The sequence below is a fragment of the Chryseobacterium sp. RU33C genome, assembly GCF_900156015.1.
GTDB classification, from domain to species: Bacteria; Bacteroidota; Bacteroidia; order Flavobacteriales; family Weeksellaceae; genus Chryseobacterium; species Chryseobacterium candidae.
The window spans coordinates 71942-97119 of the sequence record NZ_FTMT01000011.1 but is presented as its reverse complement, the minus strand read 5'-3'; the positions used below and the strand labels follow the sequence as shown (position 1 = coordinate 97119).

Here is a 25178-nt window from a genome sequence, read left to right as displayed (position 1 = left end):
GATCTGTAAATTTGCGAAAGCTGCGGGATGTATTTTTTATAAATTCCAGATTAAATATCCGCTACGGAATTTAACATTTTTTGCTCCCATTCAGGATCTTTAGGATCAAAGAATAATCTTTTCCCAGTATCTAAAGAACGGACAACATTCATTTCATCTTCTGTCAGTTCAAAATCAAATACATTAAAGTTTTCTTCAATTCTTGAAGGGGTTACAGATTTTGGAATCACGACAAATCCTTCCTGTAAGTGCCATCTCAGAATAACCTGAGCTACTGTTTTTCCATATTTTTCTGCAATAGATTTCAGATCAGGATTGCTTAAAAGATTCGCATTACCGTTTCCTAGCGGGCTCCAAGGTTGAGTTACGATATTATTTTCTCTGTCATACACCTGCAGTTCTTTCTGCTGAAATACAGGATGCAGTTCAATCTGATTGATAACCGGTAAAACAGTTGAGTTAACTTTCAATTCCTCCAGTTTTTCTACTGTAAAATTGCATACTCCAATCGCTTTGATTTTTCCTTCGTGGTATAATTCTTCCAAAGCTTTCCATGTACCCAGAAAATCTCCGTATGGCCAGTGGATAAGATACAGATCAAGATAATCCATCTGTAATCTGTCCAATGTTCTCTGAAAAGCACTTTTCGCCTTTTCATATCCATGATCCTGAACCCATACTTTGGAGGTGATAAACAGTTCGTCTCTGTTAATGCCACTATTTCTCACAGCAGTACCTACCGCGGTTTCATTCTGATAAATAGCCGCAGTATCAATCATTCTATATCCCGTCTGAATAGCTTTGATTACTGCATTTTCACATTCCTTCAGATCTTCCATCTGCCATACTCCGAATCCTAAAGCCGGAATATCCACTCCGTTATTTAATGTTACCACTGGCTGCCCTGTATAGGTTTTCTTTTGCATAAATCTTTATTTTAGTTATTAATATAAAGTGATGAACAAATTTGCGATAAAAATTTGAAAATTATGCTTACCAATTTTACTGTTTTTCTTCTAAGAAAAGTATTTTATTAGCTCCGGAACAGGTTAAAAAATGTAAAGTTGTAGAGTTGGTTATTCTGATTAATCAATTTTATCGAGGATAAAAATCTTTGCGCCTTATGTATCCATCTTTAGAAAGATTTCTTGCACCCCTTTGCGATTTTCCAACTTTAAAAGTTTTTTTCTTTCCCACAGATTATACAGATCCTACATATTTTTTCTTTAATGTATTTTTGAAATTTGTGAGATCCATTCCAGTCTTCAATTTTTTACATGATTAAATCTTTTAATTATTTAATTCTGACCATCATCAGGAGAAAATCAAAGAATCAATGAATTCTTCTGATCTATAGATAAAAAGTCCTCATACCCGTTTAGAGTTGAGGATTTTAAATACTACCAAATTGTTTATTAATTTTTATCTAACCATGATTGTACCAATTCAGCGTGATCTTCTACCCATTCTTTGGCAGTGGTTTCTTTATTTTTACTCTGTTCCATTTTCATTAAAAGATCAGACATATTTTCATCATCAAAATGAACTTTGGAAAAGAATTTTGCCAGCTCCGGATGATCTTTAGCAAAGCTTTTTCTGGAATAGGTTTTAATCTGTTCTGCTTCACCAAATATCTTTTTGGGATCATCAAGAAACTTAAGTTTCATTTTACCAAACATCCAGTGGGGCTGCCATCCCGTTACCACAATCCATTCCTTACGTTGGATAGCGTTCTGTAATTCGGTGATCATGGCAATGGTAGAGGAATTGATCTGTTGATAATCCAGCTGATAATCAATAATAGCTTTATCTGTTCCGGTGGTTAATCCGGCTCCTTTTTCAATTCCAATAATTCTGTGGCTGAACTGATCCTTCTGCTGATTAAGTTCTTCAATGGATTTAATCGGGACATATTCCGGCACAACCAATCCTATGCGGCCGTTATCGTAATTGGTTCCAAGATGAGTCAATCCCGGAAATTTAGCCAGTTTTTTAGCGTGGGTGTAAGGAAGCCAGACTCCCATGAAAAGGTCTGTATCTTCATTATTCATCGAAGCCAGGATCATATCCGTAGAAGCTTTTTGAATAATAACATGATAACCTTGTTTGTCAAGAATGGCTTTAGCAACATGCGTCATGGCAACATCTTCTGCCCAGCCGTCTACCATGCCTATGGTGATGTATTTTGATTTTTTTATGTTTTCACACGAACTTAATGCTGTTAATATGAACATTAAAACGGGCAAAAACAGATATTTAAATTGTTTCATCTTATTGCTTTTTCTTTACAAATCCCTGGGTAATACGGTCCAGGATAATGGCTAAAATCACTACGGATAAACCACTTTCAAATCCTAATCCGATATCCAGATTATTAATTCCTTCCAGTACTTTCTCTCCCAAACCGCCTGCAGCAATCATTCCTGCAATAACCACCATGGATAAGGATAGCAGTATGGTTTGGTTGATTCCCGTTAATATCGTTTTCATCGCTAAAGGAAGTTCAACTTTGAACAGGATCTGGCGGTTGGTAGCACCGAAAGCCCTTGCCGCTTCTACAATGTCTTTCGGAACGGCTTCAATTCCCAATGTTGTTAATCGAACTGCTGGTGGCATGGCAAAAATGATGGTTGCAAAAGCACCCGGTACTTTACCGATACTGAAAAACAGTACAGCCGGAATCAGGTAGACAAATGCGGGCATAGTCTGCATCAAATCCAGCAAAGGACGAATGATTTTGTCTGCTATTTTGCCTTTCGCAGCTAAAATTCCCAAAGGGATAGAAAGGATAAGAGCGGTAATGGTGGACACAAAGATAAGCGCCAGCGTTTCCATGGTTTCTTTCCATAGTCCCATAAGAAATATTAAACTCAGTCCGGCTGCGGTTACCACAGCGATTCCTTTTCCGGCTTTCCATAATGCCAAAAGGGTAAAAAAGAGAATGATTACATAAAAAGGAGTGTTTGTTAAAACCCATTCAATTCCCATAATGGAAGAGTTTCCCAGATGTTTTATGACATCAAATACAGGCTTTCCGTTTTCTGTGAGCCAATTGATTGCAGTTTCTACATATTGGCCTATATCTATAGTTTTATTCATCTTATTGGTTGTTTGCGATTTCTTTTAATTCTATGATCTCTTCTTCATTAAACTTGGTGGCTTCTATGACAAGTGATAACTGGGTAACAAGACCTAAAAATTTATTGTCTTCATCAATTACCGCAATGGCTGATTTACTTCCGGAAATCAACGGCAGCATTTCTTCTACCGTCACTTCGGGATACACTGAAGGAACATTACTGTTGATAATTGATTCTACCGTAGGTTCTTTCTTTTTGGCAATGCGTACCACATCATTAAGGGTTACAAAACCAAGAAATTTATTCTGAAAATCTACTACAGGCAAATTTTCCAGGCCTGTAGCTCTCATCTTTCTTAAAGCACCTTCAGGACCATCTTTTCTGAAACGTACCACCGTAGCTTTGTCGAACATTAAAGATCTTGCGGTGATAATCGTTTTACGGTCTACTTTCTCTACGAATGCTTTTACATAGTCGCTGGCAGGATTGGTTAAAATATCTTCGGCCGTTCCTATTTGTTCTATCACCCCATCTTTCATGATGACGATACGGTCTCCGATTTTAATGGCTTCGTCCAAATCGTGGGTAATAAAAACAATGGTTTTTTGTAATGTATTCTGCAGTTCAAGCATTTGATCCTGCATTTCAGATTTTATTAATGGATCGAGTGCGGAGAAAGCTTCATCCATCAGTAAGACTTCAGGATCGTTAGCCAAAGCTCTTGCCAATCCCACTCTCTGCTGCATTCCTCCTGAAAGCTGGGAAGGATACTGATTTTCAAATCCGTTTAAACCTACAATATCCAATGCTTTCTGTGCTTTTTGGTCACGGGAAGCTTTGTCTTCCCCTCTGATTTCCAAACCGAAACCAGCATTATCTAAAATAGTATGATGAGGAAGTAATCCGAATTTCTGAAATACCATACTCATTTCCGTTCTTCTTACTTCCAGCAGTTCCTTGTTGTTTTTACTGGTAATGTCATCGTCATTGATGAATACTTTTCCTGAAGTGGGTTCATTCAGTCTGTTAAGACAGCGTAATAAGGTAGATTTCCCGCTTCCTGACAACCCCATAATGACAAAAAATTCTCCTTCATAAATTTCAAAACTGGCTTTGTTGATTCCTATGGTGCAGCCCGTTTTTTCAAGATTTTTTTTTTTGGAAAAACCTTTATCCAGAAGTTCCTGTGCTTTTTCTTTGTTTTTACCAAAGATGATTGTCAGGTCTTCCACTTTAAGTTTTACTTTTCGAGTGTTTTCATTTTTTTCCATATTCAGAATTTTTCAATTAATAATTTGATATAAAAAATTGTACACCAATTCATTATATACATTTAGCTTTCGTTGTTCTGCTGTTGAGAATAGGATAAAATAATTTGCTGAGCTTTTAGTGATAAAAAGCTTTAACAAAAAAAATAATACCATAAAGACCTGATGGACTTATGTTTATTTTAAATATGTCAATAGATTATACTCTAGAAAAAGAGTGCATTATGTAAAAAGAAGCTTATCTTTTACATAGATTCTACAATTAAATTACTGATGAGGTAATTACAGATATGTGTACTGAACAACTTGAATGGCTACATTTGATCAAAATGCTTGCCAGCATCAAAAAACTGTATATCAATTTTTTATGACGGTGCAAATTTACGGATTTTATATTAAATGGATTTTTACAGATGTAACTAATTGAATTTCAATCATATTTTCAGATTAAAATTCACAGTAATTTTTCTCTTATAACTAAAGTCAAGAGAAGATTGATATTGCCGGAATGATCCGGTAAATTATTTCAGTAAAACAGCAATAATGGCAAGAATAGCAGGTAAAGCCTGAACGAAAAATATTTTTCTAGCAGCAGAAATTGCGCCATAGATTCCGGCTACGACTACACACCCTAAAAAGAATAGAGCTATATTTGCCTGCCATTGCGGATCTTTAATCAAAAATGACCAGATTAATCCGGCTGCCAAAAAGCCATTGTAAAGTCCCTGATTGGCAGCAAGTCCTTTGGTAGGTTTAAACATTTCTGCAGGCAGGGCTGCTTTAAAAACCTCTTTTCCTTTGGTTTCCCATGCAAACATTTCCATCCAAAGGATATAAAGATGTTCCAGTGCAACAACAGCGATCAGAATTTTAGCAACAATTTCCATGATTCAATATTTTTCTCATTGTAAAACTAAAAAAATAAAGTTAAGTTTGAGTATTAATTTGTAAGATGGACTCATTCAAATCACATTTAAATAAATTCATTACTGTAACTGACGAGGAGTATATTTCTATTGCCTCCTTTTTTAAGGTAATGGATGTGAAAAAGAAACAAAATCTGGTGCTGGAAGGAGAAATCTGCCGGACGATGTATTTTGTGGTGAAAGGATGTCTGAGAAAATTTTTTATTAATGAAAAAGGGGTAGAACAAACTACGGAATTCGCTATTGAAAACTGGTGGATGACGGATACATTTGCCTACGAAAGACAGATATCAACGGACTTTTCAATACAGGCGGTAGAGCATTCTTCTATTCTGGTGATTGATCTTGAGCGTCAGGAAGAATTGTTGAAAAAACATCCCGTAATGGAGCGCTATTTCCGGATGATCTACCAAAGGGCGTATGCCGCTTCAGAACGCAGAATCCGGTATTTGTATGAAATGTCCAGAGAAGAGCTTTATATGCATTTCAGTACATTATATCCTTGGTTTATTCAAAGAATCCCTCAATATCTTATAGCTTCCTTTTTGAATCTTACTCCGGAATATCTGAGTGAAATCAGAGCAAAATTACGATCTTAAACCAGTTTAAGTTTTTTACGGATCAGAAGCCGGAAATTTGTCATGTGATTAAAAGCTAATGCAATGACAGATCAAAAAAATCAATTTCCACAACTTTTTTTAAGACTGGCTCTTGCCGTTACCATGCTTTCTGCAGTGGCAGACCGATTCGGCTGGTGGAGCAAAGAAAATTCATCATGGGGAAACATGGAGCGTTTTAAAGAATATACAAGACAGCTTACTTTTTTCCTTCCTGAAGCCTTAAGTACGTTTTCAGCGTATGCGGCTACCTTCTTAGAAATCCTTTTTCCTTTGATGCTGATTTTGGGATTTAAAACAAAAATTGCGGCCTTTGGAAGCTGTATCCTGCTATTGATTTTTGCCCTATCCATGACTATTGCATCAGGACCCAAAGCCCCACTTAATTATTCTGTATGGGTGGGAAGTGCTGCCGCACTTTTACTGGCAGTACAGCAACATTATTCTTTAAGTATAGATCAATTAACCAAAAAATAATACATATTATGAGCGCAAGATTGAATATTGCAACAGTAGATTCCGCAGCCTATAAAGCAATGCTTGGATTGGAAGGGTATTTACAAACTATTTCTTTAACACACATTCAGAAGGAGCTGATTAAAATCAGAGCTTCACAGATCAATAAATGTGCGTTCTGCCTTGATATGCACACTAAAGATGCCATCAAATACGGAGAAAATCCTCAAAGAATATTTATTCTGAACGGATGGACAGAAGCTAAAGAATTTTTCACTGAAGAAGAGCAGGTGCTATTGGCAATGACAGAAGAAATTACGCTGATCAGTGATAAAGGATTAACTGAAGAAACGTATCAGAAAGCAAAGTCATTCTTTGATGATAACCAGATTGCTCAGATCATTATGGCGATCATTACCATCAATGCCTGGAACAGAATTGCAGTAAGTACTCATCTTCCGATTGCAAAATAGTGAAGTCTGGAAGATGGAAGTCAATGAAGACTGCTTCATCTACGGTTGTTTACTTTATTTTAAAACGGCCTTTCAAATTTTGAAAGGCCGTTTTAATGCAAGATGCAAAGTGACATTGTAACACCGTTTGGGTATTAATTCTAAAATAAATTCTAAGGTTGATTTTTATTTTTTAAAGCGGAATTACATTGTCTCTTCGTTTCTCAGATATAAGAGTTGTTTAAACTTTACCAAACCACAAAAGTTACAAAGGTTTCATTTTAAAACACTTGAGTTCACTTAAGTAAGTTTAAAATGATACTGCAGAAAAGTTCACACAAGATGAAAATCAAAGATTTTCACAAAACTTAGGTGTACTTATTACGCATAAGGCCTGGTTCTGAAAAAACTTAAGTATTTAAAAACTTTTGTGCTTTTTGTAGTTAAAAAGTATCTGTTATTTCTTTAATTCTTTCAGAATAGCTTCTCCAACGCTTTTTGCAGACTGTGGATTCTGTCCTGTAATCACTCTTTGATCTGTTACCACATGATTCTGCCAAAGTCCTGATTTTTCAAACTTTGCTCCTCTTTCTTTGAGCTTATCTTCCAGTAAGAAAGGAACAACATTGGTTAGTTTTACTTCAGATTCCTCTTCATTGGTAAAAGCATTGATTTTCTTTCCGTCTACAAGATATTTCCCGTTATTCAGTTTGATATTCACCAAACCTGCAGGGCCATGGCATACACCGGCTACAATTCCTCCGTTTTCATAAATCCTGGAAGCTATATCTGCCAGTTCCTTATTGTCTGCAAAATCCCACATAGCACCGTGTCCTCCTGCATAAAATATCGTTGAATATTCTTTTGGATTAATCTGAGATGGGTTCATAGAATGATCAATCTTGTTTTTGTATTCTTTATTTTCCCAGAATTCTTTATTTACGGGGTCTTTCAGATCAAAGCCGTCTACCGGAGGAGTTCCGCCTTTCGGGCTTACAAAATCAATTTCGTATCCTGCTTTGTGAAGAACTTCCCAGGGATAAGAAACTTCACCCAGATAATATCCTGTGTCTTCACCGGTACTGCCTTTTTTATCATGACTGGTAACAACGAATAATATTTTCTTTTTCATATTCTTTGATTTTTTGGTTTGTGCCTGAGCGAATCCTAGTGTAAAGACCGCAAACATTAAAAATGCTAATTTTTTCATTATTAAATAAGATTGGTGATATAAATCTGTGGTTTTTCCTGAAGCTTTTCATCCACCAAAGCCCCGAAAGTCCGGATATAGTGCTGCTGATTATGCTGAACCAATCCTTCTTCGCTTTTCCAGATTTCGTAGAAAACAAACTGGTTTTTGTCTTCAATTCCCTGATGCAGGCTGTAAAGTTCACATGCTTCTTCTTTTCTTGTCTCTTTTACCATATTCTGAAGAACTTCCAATACTTCAGCCTGATGCTCTTCTTTGGATTTAACTATTGCGGTAAGGTGAATTTTCATGATACTAACTCGGTTTTTAATTCTTTTTCAAATACATTTCTTACATGGTCTCTGTATAATTTCATATCACGCTCTATATTAGCATTTTTCTCTACATCATGAAAGTGAAAGCTTTCCATTTTTTCTAATGATACAAACGCATTCATTCTGTGAAAACCAAATAACGGGCCTTCGTCCACACTTTTTTCATTGAAAAATTCTCCGGGAAGAGTAAAGGCTGTTGCTGGAGCGTTCCAGCTTGTAGTCAGCATATATTTTCTTCCGCCAAGCATTCCTCCAGTCCCGTAGTTGATTTCAGGATTCTCAGCATTTCTTCCGTCGCTCATATAAATTCCTTTTGCATGGCCTGCTGTGAAAACTTCGTCTATATATTTTTTCAATCCGTTAGGAAGCTGAAACCACCAGATAGGAGTGTGATAAATAATGTAATCTGCCCATACAAATTTTTCCACTTCTTCATTTTTGTCGTAGTTTTCGCTTACATTGGTTATCTTTACTTCTACGTTATCAAATTCTTTAAGAACGGCTAATGTATTGTCTGTAATAGTCTGATTATATTTTCCTCCGGAATGTCCGAAATTCTGTCCTCCGTTGATGATTAGTACTTTTTTCATTTTTTTATGATTGTTTAAATTTTACTCTGCAAAGTTATAATGGATATCGGCATAATAAAAATAATATAAATTATAGTAAAGTATTATTTAAATTATAGCTTTTTAAATTAAAAACCGTTTGAAAATAATACCTGGGCTGTTAATTGTGGCTCTGTAGTACGCTCTAAAGAAGAAAACAGACAGGCTTCCTATCTAATACTGACGTTGGATGAAGAAAAAATAACCCCGGAAATTGTACAGCTGCCTTATTCAGTTGATGAAACAGCCCGCCAGATAAAGGAAAGCAGTATTCGGATTATTATGCATTATTTTTGAAGAATAAAAATATATTAAAATTATAATTATTTTGTAATTTCGTATTATAATATTAATAATAAAGTCATGGTTAATTTGGAATGGTATCGTACTTTTAAAGCGATCTATAAAACCGGGACATTGACAGGTGCTGCGGATGCTTTATTCATCTCACAACCGGGAGTAAGCCTGCATTTAAGCTCACTGGAAGCTTATGTAGGTTATAAACTTTTCGACAGAACCGGCAGAAAAATGATTCCTACAGAGCGCGGAAAAGTTTTGTTTAATGCTGTTGCAGAGCCTATTAACAAACTGGAGGATGTAGAGAAGAATTTCCAGAAATCTACAGAGAAGCACACTCCAACCATCAGTGTGGGGATGTGTTTTGAAACTTTTCAGACTACTTTGGAGCAATACGTTTCTTCCCTGCCTTTTAATCTCATTATCAGTTTTGGAGAATATCCTGAAATGCTGGATCAGCTGGATAAAGGAATTCTGGATCTTATCATTACACCGAAAAAAGGGTCTTCGCCCAATATTGAACATGAAGCATTCTCTTCAGAGCAGATCATTCTGGTAGGGGGAAAAGAAGTGGATAAAGCGGCTTTCAGTAAAGTTTTAAAAATAAAAGACGCTGAGCAGATTGAAGAATGGCTGAAAAACGAAAAATGGTATGGAACTACCGGAGATATGGAACATCTTTTCCAGTTCTGGGTATTGAATTTTGGTCATAAGCCTAATTTCCGTCCTAATTATATTGTTCCCAACATGAACTCAATCATCCGTTGTCTGAAAGGGGGAACAGGATTAGCCGTTGTTCCTGATTTTCTTTGCAGGAAAGATATCGAAAGCGGTGAAGTCCAACTGATCTGGGAAGGCAAAAAGAAGCTGGAAAACACCCTGTATTTCGGATGCCGTAAGAAAACCAATTACCAAACGGAAATAGAACATATTAAAGGCTTATTCCGTAAGGTGATGGGGAAAGGCTAAATCTTTAATTATGGTAAAGAAAATATTAGAAACCAACAGACTTTTATTAAGAGAACTCACGATTGATGATGCCGCTGATTTTTATGAACTTAATGCCAATCCCAGAGTAATACATTATACGGGAGATTCAGCATTTGTAAATGTAGAAGAAGCACTGTGTTTTCTTCGGAATTATAATGATTATAAAGTGAATGGTTATGGCAGGTGGGCTGTTATAAGTAAATCTGACAATGAATTTCTTGGTTGGTGTGGCTTAAAATATACTATATCTAAGAACGAAACTGATATCGGATTCCGGTTTTTTGAAAAGTACTGGAATATGGGATTCGCTACAGAAAGTGCTGCTGCCTGCCTTAATTATGGATTTGACGAATTAAATCTTCAAAAGATTATCGGCAGGGCAATGTCTGAAAATAAAGCTTCCATAAAAGTATTACAAAAACTTGGGTTGACCTTTGAGAAAGAATTTGATTTTAGTGGGCAAAAAGGCGTTATTTATGCAATTGAAAAGCCGTTCGTTGGGAGGTTTTAGAATAAAGAAAATTCTAAAATAATCATATCGTGCATCTGTAAACCGTTTTCATAGATTGGATCCGGATAATTTTCAATAAAAAAACCTTTCAGGATTCCACGTTGAACGAATCCGTTCTTCTCATAAAATCTGATCTGTTGGAATCCGGTATCCGATGTTCCGACAGTCAGTTTTTTATAGTGATTTTCTTTCGCAATTTCTTTTGCCTTATTGATCAGGATGCTTCCGATCCCTTTGCTTCTATAGCTTTCAATGACTGCGATATTTTTAATTTCAAGCTCTGTATCATTGTTCTTGTACAGTGCCATCACCGCAATGTCCTCAATACCGTCATGCAAAAGATAGATGTCAGAATTGAAAATATACCGGTCAATAGCCTCTTTGGTTTCATCCGCCAACATCAAGAGATGATAAGGAATTTCCGAATCGGAATTAAATAGACTGAAAGTAAAATCTTCCATTACAGACTCATATGAATAAGTGGATAATCCTTTCCTGAACCATCTTTCTCTGATCTTCCGATTTTTTTGAAACCCATTTTTTCATAAAACCCGATGGCCTGTGGATTTTGTTCGTTCACGTCTACTTTGGTCAGTCCGGTTTTCTCTTTCATAAACTGATAAAGCGTTTTTCCATAACCTTTTCCACGCATGTCATTATGAATAAAAAGCATTTCCAGATTGCCTTGCGCTACTGATGCAAAACCTTTCGATTCACTGTTTTCAGTAATCACATACACTTCCAGATGAGGAAGATAGTCTCTTGGAATCACTTCTTTAAAATAATTGAAATCTTCTTCAGCAAGGAAATCGTGTGTTGCCTTTACTGCTGACTCCCATATTTCCATAATTCTTGGATAATCTTCTGCTGCAGCCAGTCTGATATATTGTGACATGATTTTTTAACTTTGAGCAAAAATAGAGAAAATAGCGATGGTATTCCAGTAGGAATGAAGATTTGAGGCTGGAAGATGGAAAATGGAAGTTAGTACACAGAATAATAGTGTCATCAATAGAAAACAGCCATTTTTACAAGGAGAAGAATTTGTGTCATTAAAAAATTTAAATCCATCTTGCGTATTAACATAGAAATCTTCGCGTTTTCCAGCAAAACTCCCAATTTATAAAGCCGAAATTTCCAAAAGCTTCTGCTTCATTTTCTCAGGTGTCATCTGCCCTTCCTGATAATACACCAGATTCTGATGCTTATCCAGAAATACCCATAAAGGATAAACAGGCTGATTTTTATTCTTAGACAAAGCCAGCGCCAACTCATGAATTCCGGAATTTCCGTTCTGCAGATATTCAAACTCCTGATTCTGAAAATGAATTTTCTCCTTCGTCTTTTCTGCCTCGAAATTGACAAAATAAAAATGATCATTAATCATACTTACCACCTCTTTATCTTTACTCAAACGATAGGACTCAATCTTGCAGACCGCACACCAATCTGTATACAGATGGATCACAACCGGCTTCGGATTTTCTTTCTGCTGAATCTCAAGATCAGAAAAAGTGCCTGTCTTCATCTGAGACAGATAAAAACAGGGCACTAACATTAAAAATAAAGCTATTTTTTTCATTTTAAAGTATATTTTACTCCCATGAAACCTCTGATCCCCTGCATGGGTGCATAGCCGTATGCCGTATCAAAAGTATAATGATTAGGATTATTGACAGGATCATCAACATGCTTATCAAAGGGGTCAAATGGTCTCATCAAAGGATCTTTAGGTCTGAAATTGAATAGGTTTTTAATCCCGCAATACACTTCAAATCCGGATTTGAAACTCTTGGACATCTGAATATTAGCCAGAGAATAAAAGGGTGAATATTCAGGGCGATAGTCATTTACCAGAACAGGAAGTCGCATTGGTCCGTAGAACTGTCCTGTAAAATCTATAGTCAGATTACCTGGAAATTTATAAGTCAGGTTATACGTACCGCTCCATTTTGGGGCATGCAGCTGCTGTGTTTTTTGATTTTCGTTATCAAATTTCTGATAAACATCAAGATATGTTACTCCCAGATTAACACTCAAAGGAAACTGAAAACTAAAATCCACATTCAATGAAGCTCCTCTTGAAATTCCATATCCGTGGAGATTATCATAAATAATTTTATCAGGATCGGAATCAAAATCCCCTACAATTTTATTACTGAAATACGTATAAAATGCAGATGCATCAAGATTCAACATTCGGTTACCTACAGGAATTTTCCAGATATAATTCAGGTTTCCGTTGACAGATCTTTCCGGTTTCAAATCTGATTTTACCACAACTTCCCTTGAACCTGTTAATGCAGCATGATCTTCCGTAAACAAATTAACCACTCTGAATCCTGTTCCAAAGTTGAAACGTAATGTATGATAAGGATTAGGATTGAATTTCCATGCAAACCTCGGTGAATGTACAGAATGATGTACTTTATCGTAATCGTATCTGTAGCCAATTAACAAAGTATTCTTATCGTTGATTTCCCACTGATCCTGGATAAAAGCTCCCCAGATAGGAGATTTCATCGGGGCATTCGTGATACCGTCTGCTGATAAAGTTCCCGGTGTATTGTCATCGTAAAAAGTTCTTTTGAAAGTGAGCCCTGCAGTGATATCATGTTTCCCGAAACTTCTGTCCCAATACGTCTGTACAAAAGCTACTTTTTGTGTAGCATTGAAGGGGTTTGATCCATAAAATGAATTCTGATCGTGATAGTTGTAAGAAAACTGGGTTACGATATGCTCTTTCATTGGCCATTCATACAAACCGAAAACCTCTGCCCTGTTGGTATAAATACTTTCTCCATATACTTCATCGCTTCCACGGAAAGATTTATTCCATTGCATTTCTCCCCCAAAACGGTCTTCATACAGATACCTCATCGCAAAACTTGCCTGTCTGTTTTCCTTTCTTTTAAAATTCCATTTGTTGAAAACCGAAATCCTGCTCTGTAAAGTAGCATCGGTGAAATTATCTTTATTCTGATCTATTCTTTCCTGAAAACTGAAATAATTCAAACTTAATAATGAAGCCGCTTTTTTTCCAACATTGAATTTAGTGGAAAGATCCAGATTATTTTCACTCCACGTACCCGTCATCATATCTACACTCAATTGAGGAGCGGTTAATGCATTTTTGGTAATAATATTAATCACACCTCCCATTGCTTCAGAACCATAGATAGAAGATGCAGGACCTTTTACCACCTCTATTCTATCCACCAGACTATTGGGGATTCCGCTCAAACCATAAACAGTGGAAAGTGAGCTTACAATCGGCATTCCGTCAATCAAAATCATCGTGTAAGGCCCTTCCAGTCCGTTGATATGGATATCTCCCGTATTACAGACAGAACAGTTCAGCTGAGGCTTTACGCCATTCACCATCGCAATGGCCTCAAAAATACTGGGAGTAGGGTTTTTCTGGAAAAACTTCTGACTGTAAATCTCAACCGCCACAGGACTTTTCGATCTGCTCATCGGTTTGATGGTTCCGGTAACCACCACATCTTCGATGGTACTGGTCTTAAATTCCCTCTTCATAACTTTTGCAGAATCCACACTTTTAGTATACTGTACACTCAAACTGTCAGTCTCCTGCGCAAAACAGTAGGTTGATAAAAAAGTCACAGAAAATAATATTCGCTTCATGAAATTAAAATTGTTAGACAAAACTAACAATTATTTTTCAAATACAAAACTTCATTTAAAAATATAGATGGATTGAATTCATGAAAAATGATTAAATTTGAGAAACTACATATGAAAGTAAAATGAGATATCATCTAGCGGGAAATATCCCACCAAAAAGACATACAATCTTTAAGTCTCCTGAAGATCAATTTTACTATGAACAGCTTTTCGGTACAGAAGGCTTCCATGGTATTTCTTCTCTGTTATATCATATCCACCGCCCTACACAGATTAAATCTATCGGTGAGCCGAAAGATGTCACTCCAAAAATTGCTGTGGAAAAAAATGTTGCTCCAAGAATGTTTAAGGGAATGAATGTCACTCCTGAAGACGATTTTATGGACAGCCGAAAAATCCTTTTGATGAACAACGACCTGAAAATGGGATTGGCTAAGCCAAGAAAATCGATGGATTATTTCTACAAAAATGCAGAATGTGATGAACTTTTGTATGTCCATAACGGAACAGGAATTTTAAAAACATTTGTAGGAGATCTGGAATTCGTGACCGGAGATTATCTTATTATTCCGAGAGGAACCATCTATCAGGTAGAACTGAAGTCTGATGATACCGTCTTTTTTATATTGGAAAGCCACTCACCTATTTATACTCCGAAAAGATACAGAAACGAATTCGGACAGCTTTTAGAACATTCTCCATTCTGTGAGAGAGATATGATTGCCCCTACTTTCAAAGAACCAGTAGATGAAAAAGGAGAATTCCTGATTAAAGTAAAAAAAGAAAACCAGATTACAGATTTTATCTATGCAACGCATCCGTTTGATGTGGTGGGCTGGGACGGATATTTTTATCCTTATAAATTCAATATTAAAAACTTCGAACCGATTACCGGAAGAATTCACCAACCGCCACCGGTTCACCAGAATTTTGAGGGACACAATTTCGTAGTATGCTCATTCTGTGCAAGAATGTATGATTATCATCCACAGGCTATTCCTGCTCCTTACAATCACTCCAATATTGATTCTGATGAGGTATTATTCTACACAGAAGGTGATTTCATGAGCCGTAACCACATTGATTTGATGGACTTTACCCTTCACCCGGGAGGAATTGTGCACGGACCTCATCCTGGTGCTATGGAAAGAAGTATCGGAAAAAAATTCACAGAAGAATATGCGGTAATGGTAGATCCATTCCGTCCTTTAAAAATTACTGAAGAAGCTTTAAAAGTAGAAGATCCTTCCTATAAAACTTCATGGTTAGAATAAAACAGTAAAAATTATCAAAAAGTATTACTGAATACATACAAAAGACGCTTTAAATCCTTTATTTAAAGCGTCTTTTTTCGTAAATTTGTGAGGTATGGTTACCATATTAACCATCATTATTTTTCATGACGCATCCTAAGTAATGGTGGTTTAAAACAAAATCAATATTACATGTTAGAAAGAATCAGATTAGAAAGCTTACGCGAAAAAGTTACTACAGCTGAAAACGCTGTAAAAATCATTAAAGACGGTATGACCATCGGGTCCAGCGGATTTACAAAAGCAGGTGACAGCAAAGCCATTTTGCCGGCACTGGCAGAAAGAGGAAAAACTGAAGACCTGAAAGTCACTTTAATGACCGGAGCTTCACTAGGCCATGGGACCGACGGAAAACTGGCTGAAGCCAACGTCCTGAAAAAAAGAATGCCTTTTCAGGTAGATCCTGTTCTAAGAAATAAAATCAACAATGGTGAAATTCTATTCATCGACCAGCATTTAAGCGAAAGTGCCGAGCTTCTTCACACTAAAAATCTTCAGAGCATTGACGTAGCCATTATCGAAGCTGCTTATATTGAAAGAGACGGAAGTATTGTTCCTACCACTTCTGTGGGAAACTCCGTGACTTTTGCGGCATTGGCTAAAAAAGTGATCATTGAAATCAATACCGAAGTTCCTGAAGAAGTCTATGGTATTCATGATATTTACCAGGCAGAAGATTATCCTTACAGAAATGTGATCCCAATTGTTGCTCCCTGGAATAAAATCGGGAGAAAAAACATTCCCGTAGATCCTGAAAAAATTGAAGCCATTGTTTTTACCAACCGTAAAGACAGCCCTGCTGATATTGCAGAGCCTGACGAAAAAACAACAGCTATCGCCAAACACCTTCTTGCATTCTTTGAAAATGAAGTTCTTCTGGGGCGCCTTACAGACCGGTTACTTCCGCTTCAGGCAGGGATCGGTAAAGTAGCCAATGCTGTTCTGACAGGATTCAAAGACAGTAATTTTTATGATCTCACCATGTTTTCAGAAGTGCTGCAGGACAGTACATTTGATCTGATAGATTCCGGTAAGCTAAGCTTTGCATCTGCATCTTCCATTACCGTTTCCCAGGAATGTTATGAAAGAGTGTTGGGGAATCTTTCAAAGTATAAAGACAAGTTTGTTTTAAGACCTCAGAATATTTCCAATACTCCGGGCCTGATCAGAAGATTGGGTGTGATAGCCATCAATACAGCCATTGAATTTGATATCTATGGAAACGTAAACTCTACTCATATCGGTGGAACAAAAATCATGAACGGAATCGGAGGTTCCGGAGACTTTGCAAGAAATGCTTACTTAAGTATTTTTGTGACTCAGGCAGCTTCAAAAGGCAACAATATCTCCCACGTTCTTCCCATGGTTTCTCATACTGACCATACAGAACATGATGTAGATATTCTGGTAACAGATGTCGGATTGGCAGATTTAAGAGGATTGGCACCAAGAGAAAGAGCACAGAAAATTATAGACAATTGTGTTCACCCGGATTATAAAGAAGAATTACAATCTTACTTCGACAGAGCCTGTGAAAAAGGAGGTCATACTCCTCATTTATTACAGGAAGCTTTCAGCTGGCATTTACGATTTGCAGAAACCGGAAGCATGAAGCAGAAAACAGCTGTTGAAACTGCTAATTAAGATTTACATCAAACAATAAATAAAACAAAAAGGACTGAATGCCATCGCATTCAGTCCTTTTTCCTGTTAGATCATCAGGTTAATTCATATGACAAAAGTCTTTACAATATCCTTAAAAAATTTATATGAATATAAAATTATAAAGATTATCTTTGGAAGAAGAGAGGTATTTTTATGAGCTATAAAAATATTCTTAGTACCCTTTAAAAAGACAATATATGAATAATTACATCAGCGCAGAAGAAGCAATATATACGGTAAAAAGCGGAAACCGTGTCTTTTTTCACGGCAGTGCGTGTACCCCGAATTATCTGATTGATGAGCTGGCAAGACAGTCCGGCCGGTTGCAAAATGTGGAAATGGTTTCTATTACCCAGCAGGGAAATGTGGAAATTGCAAAACCACAATACAAAGACAGCTTTTTCATCAATTCTTTATTTGTTTCCACTCCTGTGCGTGATGCTGTGAATTCTGACCGCGGAGACTTTGTTCCCGTTTTCCTAAGTGAGATTCCTATTTTATTCAGAAAGAATATCCTTCCTCTGGATGTAGCAATTGTCACTGTTTCTCCACCAGATAAACATGGTTTCTGTACTTTGGGAACTTCTGTGGATATTGCAAGGGCCGCAGTAGATACAGCTAAAATCATTGTTGCCATCGTTAATCCGAGAATGCCGAGAACCCACGGAGATGGAATGATCCACATCAGCAGAATTCATAAACTGGTTTGGCATGAAGAAGAACTTCCAACCATAGATTATAGTTCCAAAGTAGGTCCTGAAGAAATGCTTGTAGGAAAAAATGTAGCTGAACTTATTGAAGACAGATCAACCCTTCAGATGGGTATAGGAACTATTCCTGATGCAGTTTTGAAATGCCTTACCAACCATAAAGATCTGGGAATTCATACAGAAATGCTGAGTGACGGTGTTATTGACCTGATCCAGGACGATGTGATCAACAATAAATACAAAGGCTACAACGATAACAAAACCATTACAAGTTTCTGTTTCGGAACCCGAAAACTCTATGATTATGTGGATGATAATACCGTATTTGCTTTCCGAGATGTAAGTGAAGTTAATTTCCCCATCAACATTATGAGAAACAAAAAAATGGTAGCCATCAACTCTGCCATTGAAATAGACCTTACAGGACAGGTATGTGCAGATTCTATCGGAACTCTGCAGTACAGCGGAATTGGAGGCCAAATGGACTTTATGCGTGGTGCTGCTTTAAGTGATGACGGAAAACCTATCATAGCCATTACCGCAAGAACAAAAAAGGGAATTTCCAGAATTGTTCCTTTCCTTAAACAAGGCGCAGGTGTAGTCACTACAAGAGGTCATATTCACTATGTTGTTACTGAGTACGGAACGGCTTATCTCTATGGGAAAAACCTTCGCCAGAGAGCACAGGAACTAATCAGCATTGCGCATCCTGATGATAGAGAAATGCTGGAAAGAGCTGCTTTTGAAAGATTTAAACACTGATAATCAAACCATAAAGTTTTAAAAACTTGTTTTGAATCTGAAAATCAAAAATAAATTTTGAATTTAATACCATCAAATCGTACGAAAATATTAATATCTTGGCAGTATATTTGATAAAACTCATTCAAAAACAAGGAAATTGAAAACTATATATAATTCGATACGAGAAGAAATTGTGAAACATTCCAAGGTCAGGAATTCTGTTTTAGGGAATGTGAATGACTGGAAGAGAAGCCATTATATTATTCTTTCCGAAATCATCAAAGACGAACTCTCCGAAGCTGAAGAACTGAAAGGAGGAAAAAAATTTGAAATCGGAAATACCATTTCCCATGTTACCCTTCAACGGTTTTTTGAAAACGATTATCAGGATAAAACCCATAATGACCTCAGATTTTTGAAAACATTGGATAAGATTTGCATCTTCTTGGGATATAAAGATCTTAATGACTATATTCTTACGATAAGATACAGAAAAGAGCATGACGAGGAAGCCGATGAACAATCCTATCTTACACAAATGGTGTATGATTACTGTGCCGCCGCTTTTGAATTTTATAAGCGGTTTCCGAACCACAACACAGAACCTTTAAAAGACCTGGTATTTGAAGATTCTCCTTTTCTAGAAAGAGCCTCACAATTCAGTAAAGAACTCTGTGATAAGGATTTCCATCTGGTAACAAAAAACAACAGATCCAACTATGAGGTATTTGATATCCATGTGGTTACTGATGAACCTGAAAAAAAAATTCTGGAATCCCAGGAGTTCTGGAATTTACTGTTTAAAGTGGGAGAAACCGGAGAAGAACATTTCGTGAATCAACTGAGTACCCAGATCTATTTTATCCGAAAAGTAAATGGTATCTGGAAGATATGGGATAATTATAATCCCGATGCAGGAATGTTGAATAAAGAATTGAAACAATCTAACATAAGAAAGCCGTAGAGAGTATCTACGGCTTTCATGTTTCGAAATATTTTTTTTCACTTGTCTTTTGTATAACAAATGTAGGTAGAGGATTTTAAACTTAAGAAACTTAAATATACTTAAGTAAACTCTTCTTTAACGTTATGTTAAATATATTCAATGAATCCGTAGGAATATTTTCGCCATATCTAAGAATTTTGTAATTTGCATACCAATAAAATAAAAGTAAAAGAGAAAATATGTCAACACTTACATTTGCCGAGAAAATAGCTCAAGCAGAAAATTTCTTACCGATTAACGGTACAGATTATATTGAGTTTTATGTAGGAAATGCAAAACAGGCTGCCCATTATTACAAAACCGCTTTTGGTTTTCAGTCTGTAGCTTATGCGGGTCCTGAAACAGGAGTAAGAGACCGTGCATCTTATGTGCTTCAACAAGGAAAAATAAGATTGGTATTAACAACAGGACTTAAATCTGACTCTCCTATCAGCGAGCATGTAAAAAAACATGGTGACGGAGTAAAAATTTTGGCACTTTGGGTAGATGACGCTTATGCAGCTTTCGAAGAAACAACTAAAAGAGGGGGAAAACCTTATTTAGAGCCTGTTACATTAACTGATGAGCATGGTGAGCTAAGAATGTCCGGTATCTACACGTACGGAGAAACCGTTCATATGTTTGTTGAAAGAAAAAATTATAACGGAGCTTTCATGCCTGGGTATGAAAATTGGGAGAGTGATTACAAGCCTGAAGAAGCAGGTTTATTATACGTAGACCACTGTGTAGGAAATGTTGACTGGAACAGAATGATCCCTACCGTAGAATGGTATGAAAAAGTAATGGGATTTGTAAATATCCTTTCTTTTGACGATAAGCAGATCAACACAGAATATTCTGCTTTAATGTCTAAAGTAATGTCAAACGGAAACGGATATGCAAAATTCCCGATCAACGAACCTGCAGAGGGTAAAAAGAAATCTCAGGTAGAAGAATACCTTGATTTCTATGAAGGAGAAGGTGTACAGCACATCGCTGTGGCTACAAAAGACATTATCCACACCGTAACTGAACTGAAAAAGCGTGGTGTAGAGTTCCTTTCTGCTCCACCGGAAGCATATTACGACATGGTTCCTGAAAGAGTAGGTCATATTGATGAAGATCTTAAAAAACTTCAGGAGTTAGGTATACTTATTGATCATGATGAGGAAGGGTATTTATTACAGATCTTTACCAAGCCTGTAGAAGACCGTCCTACTCTATTCTTTGAAATTATTGAAAGACATGGTGCACAGAGTTTTGGTGCCGGAAACTTCAAAGCATTGTTCGAAGCATTAGAAAGAGAGCAGGAAAGAAGAGGTAATCTTTAATTTTACATTAAAAATATAAGTTTTGTCAGGATACCGTATTCTGGCAAAACTTTTTTATAAAACACAGTATATGAGAAAACTTTTAATCGGGATTTTCCTCCTTGGAACTTTGGGACTTAAAGCTCAATATGGAACTTTGAATGAAATCCTCAACCGGCTTGAACAAAGAAAAGGCATCAATCAGCATCTTGAAAATGTAAATATTGATAACAAAAAGTTTGTTTTCATCAAGGATGAAGCCGATCATACGGAACGGGACTTTATTATTATCAAAGGGAATAATGCCACTTATGTAGAAGTTTTCGATGATAAAGCAACAGGAGAAAGCAGTTCTAACGTTTTCAGCGGTGATGTTATCAGAAAAAAAAATATTATTTCTTTAAGAGCAGATATGCTTGAAAATAAAAAAATCCCAATACCTGTCACGAAAACTTTATTGCTGACGCAACAGGACAATATTCTGTACCTTATCGATGTCAATACCAGAGACAGGTGGATCGATGAAGCATCTTACTCAAAAAAGGCAAAATAAATGTTCCGGGGAATTCTCCGGATGATACTTAATCTAAATAAAATCTAAACTTATGAAATCATTTGTAGACTATTCCTCAAATTCGGATTTTTCTATACACAATATTCCTTTCGGAGTCGCAGTTTTTAACAAAGAATATATCGGATGCTGTACAAGAATCGGAGATCAGGTCATTGATCTTGCTACCTTGTACGATCTTGGTTATTTTGAAGATATTGAAGGATTAGACGACAATGTTTTTGAAGCGTATACCATTAATGAATTTATTGAACTGGGTAAACCGGTTACCAATGCGGTCCGTACCAGAATCCAAACCTTATTACAGGAAGGTTCTATTTTATCAAAAGATCAGAAAACGATTGAAGAAGCTTTCTATGATCTGGATAAGATAAAAATGATGATGCCTGTTCACATCCCGAATTACACCGATTTCTACAGCAGCATCGAACATGCTACCAACGTAGGCAAAATGTTTCGTGATCCGGCCAATGCTTTATTGCCCAACTGGAAACACTTACCGGTAGGTTACCACGGAAGGGCATCCTCTATCGTAGTTTCCGGAACGGAGATCAACCGTCCGAAAGGTCAGACGAAACCCGCAGACGCAGACAAACCGGTTTTCGGACCATCGAAACAGCTGGACTTTGAACTGGAAATGGCTTTCATCATCAATAAAAATACAGAGATGGGAGAAAGCATCTCTACCAAAGATGCAGAAGATGCTATCTTCGGAATGGTGGTTTTCAATGACTGGTCTGCAAGAGATATCCAGGCATGGGAATATGTTCCGCTAGGCCCATTCCTTGCCAAAAATTTCGGTTCTTCTATTTCTCCATGGGTAGTTACGATTGAAGCTTTAGAACCATTCAGAACCGCTTCTCCAACTCAGGATCCTGAAGTTTTAGAGTATTTAAAATTTGAAGGTGATAAAAACTACGATATCAACCTTGAAGTATATATCCAGCCTGAAAACGGAGATCAAAACCTGATCTGCGAAAGCAACTACAAACATATGTACTGGAATATGGCCCAGCAGCTGGCACACCACACCGTAAACGGATGTAATGTGGAAGTTGGTGACCTATATGCCAGCGGAACCATTTCCGGAAGTGATCCAAAATCTTTCGGTTCTATGCTTGAGCTGACATGGAGAGGACAAAATCCTTTATCATTAAGCAACGGTGAAGAGAGAAAATTCATTGAAGACAATGATACGGTTACCATGAAGGCATGGGCTGAAAAAGATGGGATAAGAGTAGGTTTCGGGGAAGTTTCCGGTAAAATCATTCCAACACTTTAATTTTTATCTAAATTTTAACTCTGCACAATATTACTATTAAACCTTATAGGTTTTGAAAACCTATAAGGTTTGGTGGATGACATCGCTAGAAATATACTGCTAAACAGTTAGTATTAGAAGTGTCATGCTGAGCGGAGTCGAAGCATCTTTTAATATCATTTGAATACTTAAGTTGAATTAAGTGTTAAAAAGAAAAACATGAAAACAGTAATCCCCTCCGAGATAACCTCCGTACAATTACAGACCATTATGCAGACAGCCGTTTCACCACGACCGATTGCACTGGCATCTACTGTAGATAAAGACGGTAATAATAACTTGTCTCCGTTCAGTTTTTTTAATATGTTCAGTACGGTTCCTCCGATTCTGATCTTCTCACCATCAAGAAGAGTTCGTGACAATACCACCAAACATACGCTGGAAAATGTTCTTGAAGTACCTGAAGTGGTAATTGGAACAGTGAACTTTCCAATTGTACAGCAGATCTCTTTAGCATCTACAGAATACGAAACCGGAGTGAATGAATTTATCAAATCCGGTCTTACCATGAAAGAGGCAGACCTTGTTCAGCCTAAGCTAATTGAAGAATGCCCCGTTAACTTCGAATGCAAAGTTTTAGAGGTAAAATCATTGGGTGATCAGGGTGGTGCAGGAAATCTTGTCATCTGTGAAGTTCAGAAAATTCACATCAGAGAAGAATATCTGAATGAAGACGGAAATCTGGATCAGAAAAAACTGGATATGGTAGCCCGTCTGGGAAGCAACTGGTATTCCAGAAGCAACGAAAACAGTCTTTTTGAAGTACCAAAACCCTTGGTAACAAAAGGAATCGGTTTCGATCTGCTGCCAGACTCTATCAAATACAGCAAAGTGTTTACAGGAAATGACCTTGGAATGCTTGCCAACACCGAAGTATTACCTGCCGGTGACTTTCATGCCGATGAAAATATCCATCTTGAGGCCCAGAAGTTACTTCTGGAAAGTAAAATTGAAGAAGCGTGGAAATTACTAATCAAATAATTGAGCTGCATTCATGAAAAAATATATTTTCTTTATCTTTTTTCTATTCATAGCTTTACAGTCATGCTATTATCCGGTAAGGAAAGATTATGGTATTTACAGTAAAGCATTAGTGTTTTCTAAAGACAAAAAATGGTTGATTAATGATATCAGAACAGGGGGAGATTCGCACCACAGAGAAATGATGGGTAAAGAAACTCTTCAGCTATTTCAAAATTTAAGCAATGGTAATGCATATGATTTAAAAATGGCAAAAGCGGGGAACCTCATTCAAAATGATATTCCATTTGAACCGGAAAATGAAGATCTTGAGGAATTGAAAAACAATTCTGATTTTAATTTTCTGGTAAACATCTACACAATGAAAGTACGAAACGGCCTGGACAATTCCATTGGAACCCAGTATGAATACAAAAAAAATGAAACTTTTGCAATGATGGATGTTTATGATATTACAACCATGAAAAAGATATATTCTTTAAAAGCATATTCGGAAGTTTCTGTAGATAAAGATCAGAAAGCAACCATTTTTACTCCTACAACAGAAATGATGACTATGAAAAACTTTCGAAGTCTTTTAAAGGCAGTAAAAAAGAATGCTGTTAAAACGAACTAAAGATATCTATTGAAAATCAATAAAAAAAGGAGTGAAAGTTTCACTCCTTTTTTTATTATTTGGATTTAAGCGATTCTGAAACAGTAATTTTTCCTTTTTCAGCAAAATCTGTTACCTTACCATTTTTATCTATGGAAACGTTAAAATTATCATTTTTGGAATCATAAAAAATGCTTGTCGCATATCCGGGACAGTCATGCTGTTTGCATCCTGCCAGCTTGTAAATTCCGTTCTCTGAAGAAACAGGGCTTTCCACATTGAAATTCTTTACCATTTCGTCATACTGAGCACCGGTAAGTTTTTTAAGTCTTTCTGAAATACTTTTATCTTCAAAGAATTTAATATCATGAGGATATTTGCCTACATTTTTGGTGATAATATTTTCCGTAGCGGGAGCAGAAGAAGATGCTGCAATTGATGTTGAATCTGTTTTGGGGTTTGTTACGGAATCCTCAGGCATTACTGTAGCCAAAGTATCACTGCTTACAGAAGATTCTGTTTTTGTTTCTTTTTTACATGAAACAACACATAGTGAAAGCGCAAATGCGCCTGCAATAATTTTTTTCATAATTATACTGTATGGTG

General features: G+C 36.7%; 27 protein-coding genes. 14 read left to right on the top strand and 13 right to left on the bottom strand.

Annotation, left to right across the window (positions count from 1 at the left end):
- Positions 1-50 precede the first annotated feature (50 nt).
- From BW946_RS11095 to BW946_RS11075, 5 genes are all read right to left on the bottom strand, one after another.
- Positions 51-926: an aldo/keto reductase gene (locus BW946_RS11095; RefSeq protein ID WP_076596249.1), complete on the bottom strand. Its 876-nt coding sequence runs from the start codon at positions 924-926 to the stop codon at positions 51-53.
- A 489-nt stretch (positions 927-1415) separates the two neighbouring features.
- Positions 1416-2270, bottom strand: coding sequence for a glycine betaine ABC transporter substrate-binding protein (locus tag BW946_RS11090; RefSeq protein ID WP_076596248.1), 855 nt, complete (start codon positions 2268-2270; stop codon positions 1416-1418).
- A gap of 1 nt (position 2271) precedes the next feature.
- Positions 2272-3099, bottom strand: a complete 828-nt coding sequence (locus BW946_RS11085; RefSeq protein ID WP_076596247.1) for an ABC transporter permease — start codon at positions 3097-3099, stop codon at positions 2272-2274.
- A 1-nt stretch (position 3100) separates the two neighbouring features.
- Positions 3101-4351 (bottom strand): quaternary amine ABC transporter ATP-binding protein, encoded by a 1251-nt coding sequence (locus BW946_RS11080; protein WP_076596246.1) that lies wholly within the window; start codon positions 4349-4351, stop codon positions 3101-3103.
- A gap of 518 nt (positions 4352-4869) precedes the next feature.
- Complete coding sequence (locus tag BW946_RS11075) at positions 4870-5235, bottom strand: DUF1304 domain-containing protein (protein ID WP_076596245.1); 366 nt, start codon at positions 5233-5235, stop codon at positions 4870-4872.
- A gap of 65 nt (positions 5236-5300) precedes the next feature.
- Here BW946_RS11075 and BW946_RS11070 point away from each other — a divergent pair, with 65 nt between their 5' ends.
- The 3 genes from BW946_RS11070 to BW946_RS11060 all read left to right on the top strand — a co-directional run bounded on the left by BW946_RS11070 (position 5301) and on the right by BW946_RS11060 (position 6820).
- The gene (locus BW946_RS11070) at positions 5301-5873 is read left to right on the top strand and encodes a Crp/Fnr family transcriptional regulator (protein WP_076596244.1); all 573 of its coding nucleotides are present in this window, start codon (positions 5301-5303) and stop codon (positions 5871-5873) included.
- Between the two features lie 63 nt (positions 5874-5936).
- Positions 5937-6368, top strand: coding sequence for a DoxX family protein (locus BW946_RS11065; protein WP_076596243.1), 432 nt, complete (start codon positions 5937-5939; stop codon positions 6366-6368).
- Positions 6369-6376: 8 nt separating this feature from the next.
- Positions 6377-6820: a carboxymuconolactone decarboxylase family protein gene (locus BW946_RS11060; protein WP_062675364.1), complete on the top strand. Its 444-nt coding sequence runs from the start codon at positions 6377-6379 to the stop codon at positions 6818-6820.
- Positions 6821-7256: 436 nt separating this feature from the next.
- On the opposite strand, the gene BW946_RS11055 is transcribed toward BW946_RS11060, so the two are convergent.
- The 3 genes from BW946_RS11055 to BW946_RS11045 are packed head-to-tail and all read right to left on the bottom strand — an operon-like array spanning position 7257 to position 8913.
- The gene (locus BW946_RS11055; protein WP_228402532.1) at positions 7257-8009 is read right to left on the bottom strand and encodes a type 1 glutamine amidotransferase domain-containing protein; all 753 of its coding nucleotides are present in this window, start codon (positions 8007-8009) and stop codon (positions 7257-7259) included.
- Positions 8010-8011: 2 nt separating this feature from the next.
- The gene (locus tag BW946_RS11050; protein ID WP_076596242.1) at positions 8012-8299 is read right to left on the bottom strand and encodes a putative quinol monooxygenase; all 288 of its coding nucleotides are present in this window, start codon (positions 8297-8299) and stop codon (positions 8012-8014) included.
- Entirely contained in the window at positions 8296-8913 is a 618-nt protein-coding gene (locus tag BW946_RS11045) for an NAD(P)H-dependent oxidoreductase (RefSeq protein WP_076596241.1), read from the bottom strand. Before BW946_RS11045 ends, BW946_RS11050 begins: the two co-directional genes overlap by 4 nt.
- Before the next feature lie 381 nt (positions 8914-9294).
- On the opposite strand from BW946_RS11045, the gene BW946_RS11040 reads away from it, so the two are divergent.
- Entirely contained in the window at positions 9295-10197 is a 903-nt protein-coding gene (locus BW946_RS11040; RefSeq protein ID WP_076596240.1) for a LysR family transcriptional regulator, read from the top strand.
- 10 nt (positions 10198-10207) lie between these two features.
- The gene (locus BW946_RS11035) at positions 10208-10729 is read left to right on the top strand and encodes a GNAT family N-acetyltransferase (protein ID WP_076596239.1); all 522 of its coding nucleotides are present in this window, start codon (positions 10208-10210) and stop codon (positions 10727-10729) included.
- On the opposite strand, the gene BW946_RS11030 is transcribed toward BW946_RS11035, so the two are convergent.
- The 4 genes from BW946_RS11030 to BW946_RS11015 all read right to left on the bottom strand — a co-directional run bounded on the left by BW946_RS11030 (position 10726) and on the right by BW946_RS11015 (position 14377).
- The gene (locus BW946_RS11030; protein WP_076596238.1) at positions 10726-11190 is read right to left on the bottom strand and encodes a GNAT family N-acetyltransferase; all 465 of its coding nucleotides are present in this window, start codon (positions 11188-11190) and stop codon (positions 10726-10728) included. The two genes, BW946_RS11035 and BW946_RS11030, sit on opposite strands and share 4 nt — an antisense overlap.
- Positions 11190-11624: a GNAT family N-acetyltransferase gene (locus BW946_RS11025; protein WP_076596237.1), complete on the bottom strand. Its 435-nt coding sequence runs from the start codon at positions 11622-11624 to the stop codon at positions 11190-11192. Before BW946_RS11025 ends, BW946_RS11030 begins: the two co-directional genes overlap by 1 nt.
- Before the next feature lie 225 nt (positions 11625-11849).
- Complete coding sequence (locus BW946_RS11020; protein ID WP_076596236.1) at positions 11850-12311, bottom strand: thioredoxin family protein; 462 nt, start codon at positions 12309-12311, stop codon at positions 11850-11852.
- On the bottom strand, positions 12308-14377 hold the full coding sequence (locus tag BW946_RS11015) for a TonB-dependent receptor plug domain-containing protein (RefSeq protein WP_076596235.1): 2070 nt from the start codon (positions 14375-14377) through the stop codon (positions 12308-12310). The genes BW946_RS11020 and BW946_RS11015 overlap by 4 nt, the downstream gene beginning before the upstream one ends.
- Before the next feature lie 122 nt (positions 14378-14499).
- On the opposite strand from BW946_RS11015, the gene BW946_RS11010 reads away from it, so the two are divergent.
- The 9 genes from BW946_RS11010 (at position 14500) to BW946_RS10970 (ending at position 24593) form a co-directional block, all read left to right on the top strand.
- Positions 14500-15651 carry a homogentisate 1,2-dioxygenase gene (locus BW946_RS11010; protein WP_076596234.1) on the top strand — a complete coding sequence of 384 codons (1152 nt, stop codon included), beginning with the start codon at positions 14500-14502 and terminating at the stop codon, positions 15649-15651.
- 171 nt (positions 15652-15822) lie between these two features.
- Positions 15823-17334, top strand: coding sequence for a succinate CoA transferase (locus BW946_RS11005; protein WP_076596233.1), 1512 nt, complete (start codon positions 15823-15825; stop codon positions 17332-17334).
- A gap of 218 nt (positions 17335-17552) precedes the next feature.
- Positions 17553-18827: an acetyl-CoA hydrolase/transferase family protein gene (locus tag BW946_RS11000; RefSeq protein WP_076596232.1), complete on the top strand. Its 1275-nt coding sequence runs from the start codon at positions 17553-17555 to the stop codon at positions 18825-18827.
- A gap of 139 nt (positions 18828-18966) precedes the next feature.
- The gene (locus BW946_RS10995; protein WP_076596231.1) at positions 18967-19773 is read left to right on the top strand and encodes a hypothetical protein; all 807 of its coding nucleotides are present in this window, start codon (positions 18967-18969) and stop codon (positions 19771-19773) included.
- 221 nt (positions 19774-19994) lie between these two features.
- On the top strand, positions 19995-21125 hold the full coding sequence (gene hppD, locus BW946_RS10990; protein ID WP_076596230.1) for a 4-hydroxyphenylpyruvate dioxygenase: 1131 nt from the start codon (positions 19995-19997) through the stop codon (positions 21123-21125).
- 70 nt (positions 21126-21195) lie between these two features.
- On the top strand, positions 21196-21657 hold the full coding sequence (locus BW946_RS10985; RefSeq protein WP_076596284.1) for a hypothetical protein: 462 nt from the start codon (positions 21196-21198) through the stop codon (positions 21655-21657).
- 52 nt (positions 21658-21709) lie between these two features.
- Positions 21710-22957 (top strand): fumarylacetoacetase, encoded by a 1248-nt coding sequence (gene fahA / locus BW946_RS10980; protein WP_076596229.1) that lies wholly within the window; start codon positions 21710-21712, stop codon positions 22955-22957.
- A 198-nt stretch (positions 22958-23155) separates the two neighbouring features.
- Positions 23156-23977 carry a flavin reductase family protein gene (locus tag BW946_RS10975; RefSeq protein ID WP_076596228.1) on the top strand — a complete coding sequence of 274 codons (822 nt, stop codon included), beginning with the start codon at positions 23156-23158 and terminating at the stop codon, positions 23975-23977.
- 13 nt (positions 23978-23990) lie between these two features.
- Entirely contained in the window at positions 23991-24593 is a 603-nt protein-coding gene (locus tag BW946_RS10970; RefSeq protein ID WP_076596227.1) for a hypothetical protein, read from the top strand.
- A gap of 55 nt (positions 24594-24648) precedes the next feature.
- Here BW946_RS10970 and BW946_RS10965 read toward each other — a convergent pair whose 3' ends face one another.
- Positions 24649-25161 carry a hypothetical protein gene (locus tag BW946_RS10965; protein WP_076596226.1) on the bottom strand — a complete coding sequence of 171 codons (513 nt, stop codon included), beginning with the start codon at positions 25159-25161 and terminating at the stop codon, positions 24649-24651.
- Between the last annotated feature and the right edge of the window lie 17 nt (positions 25162-25178).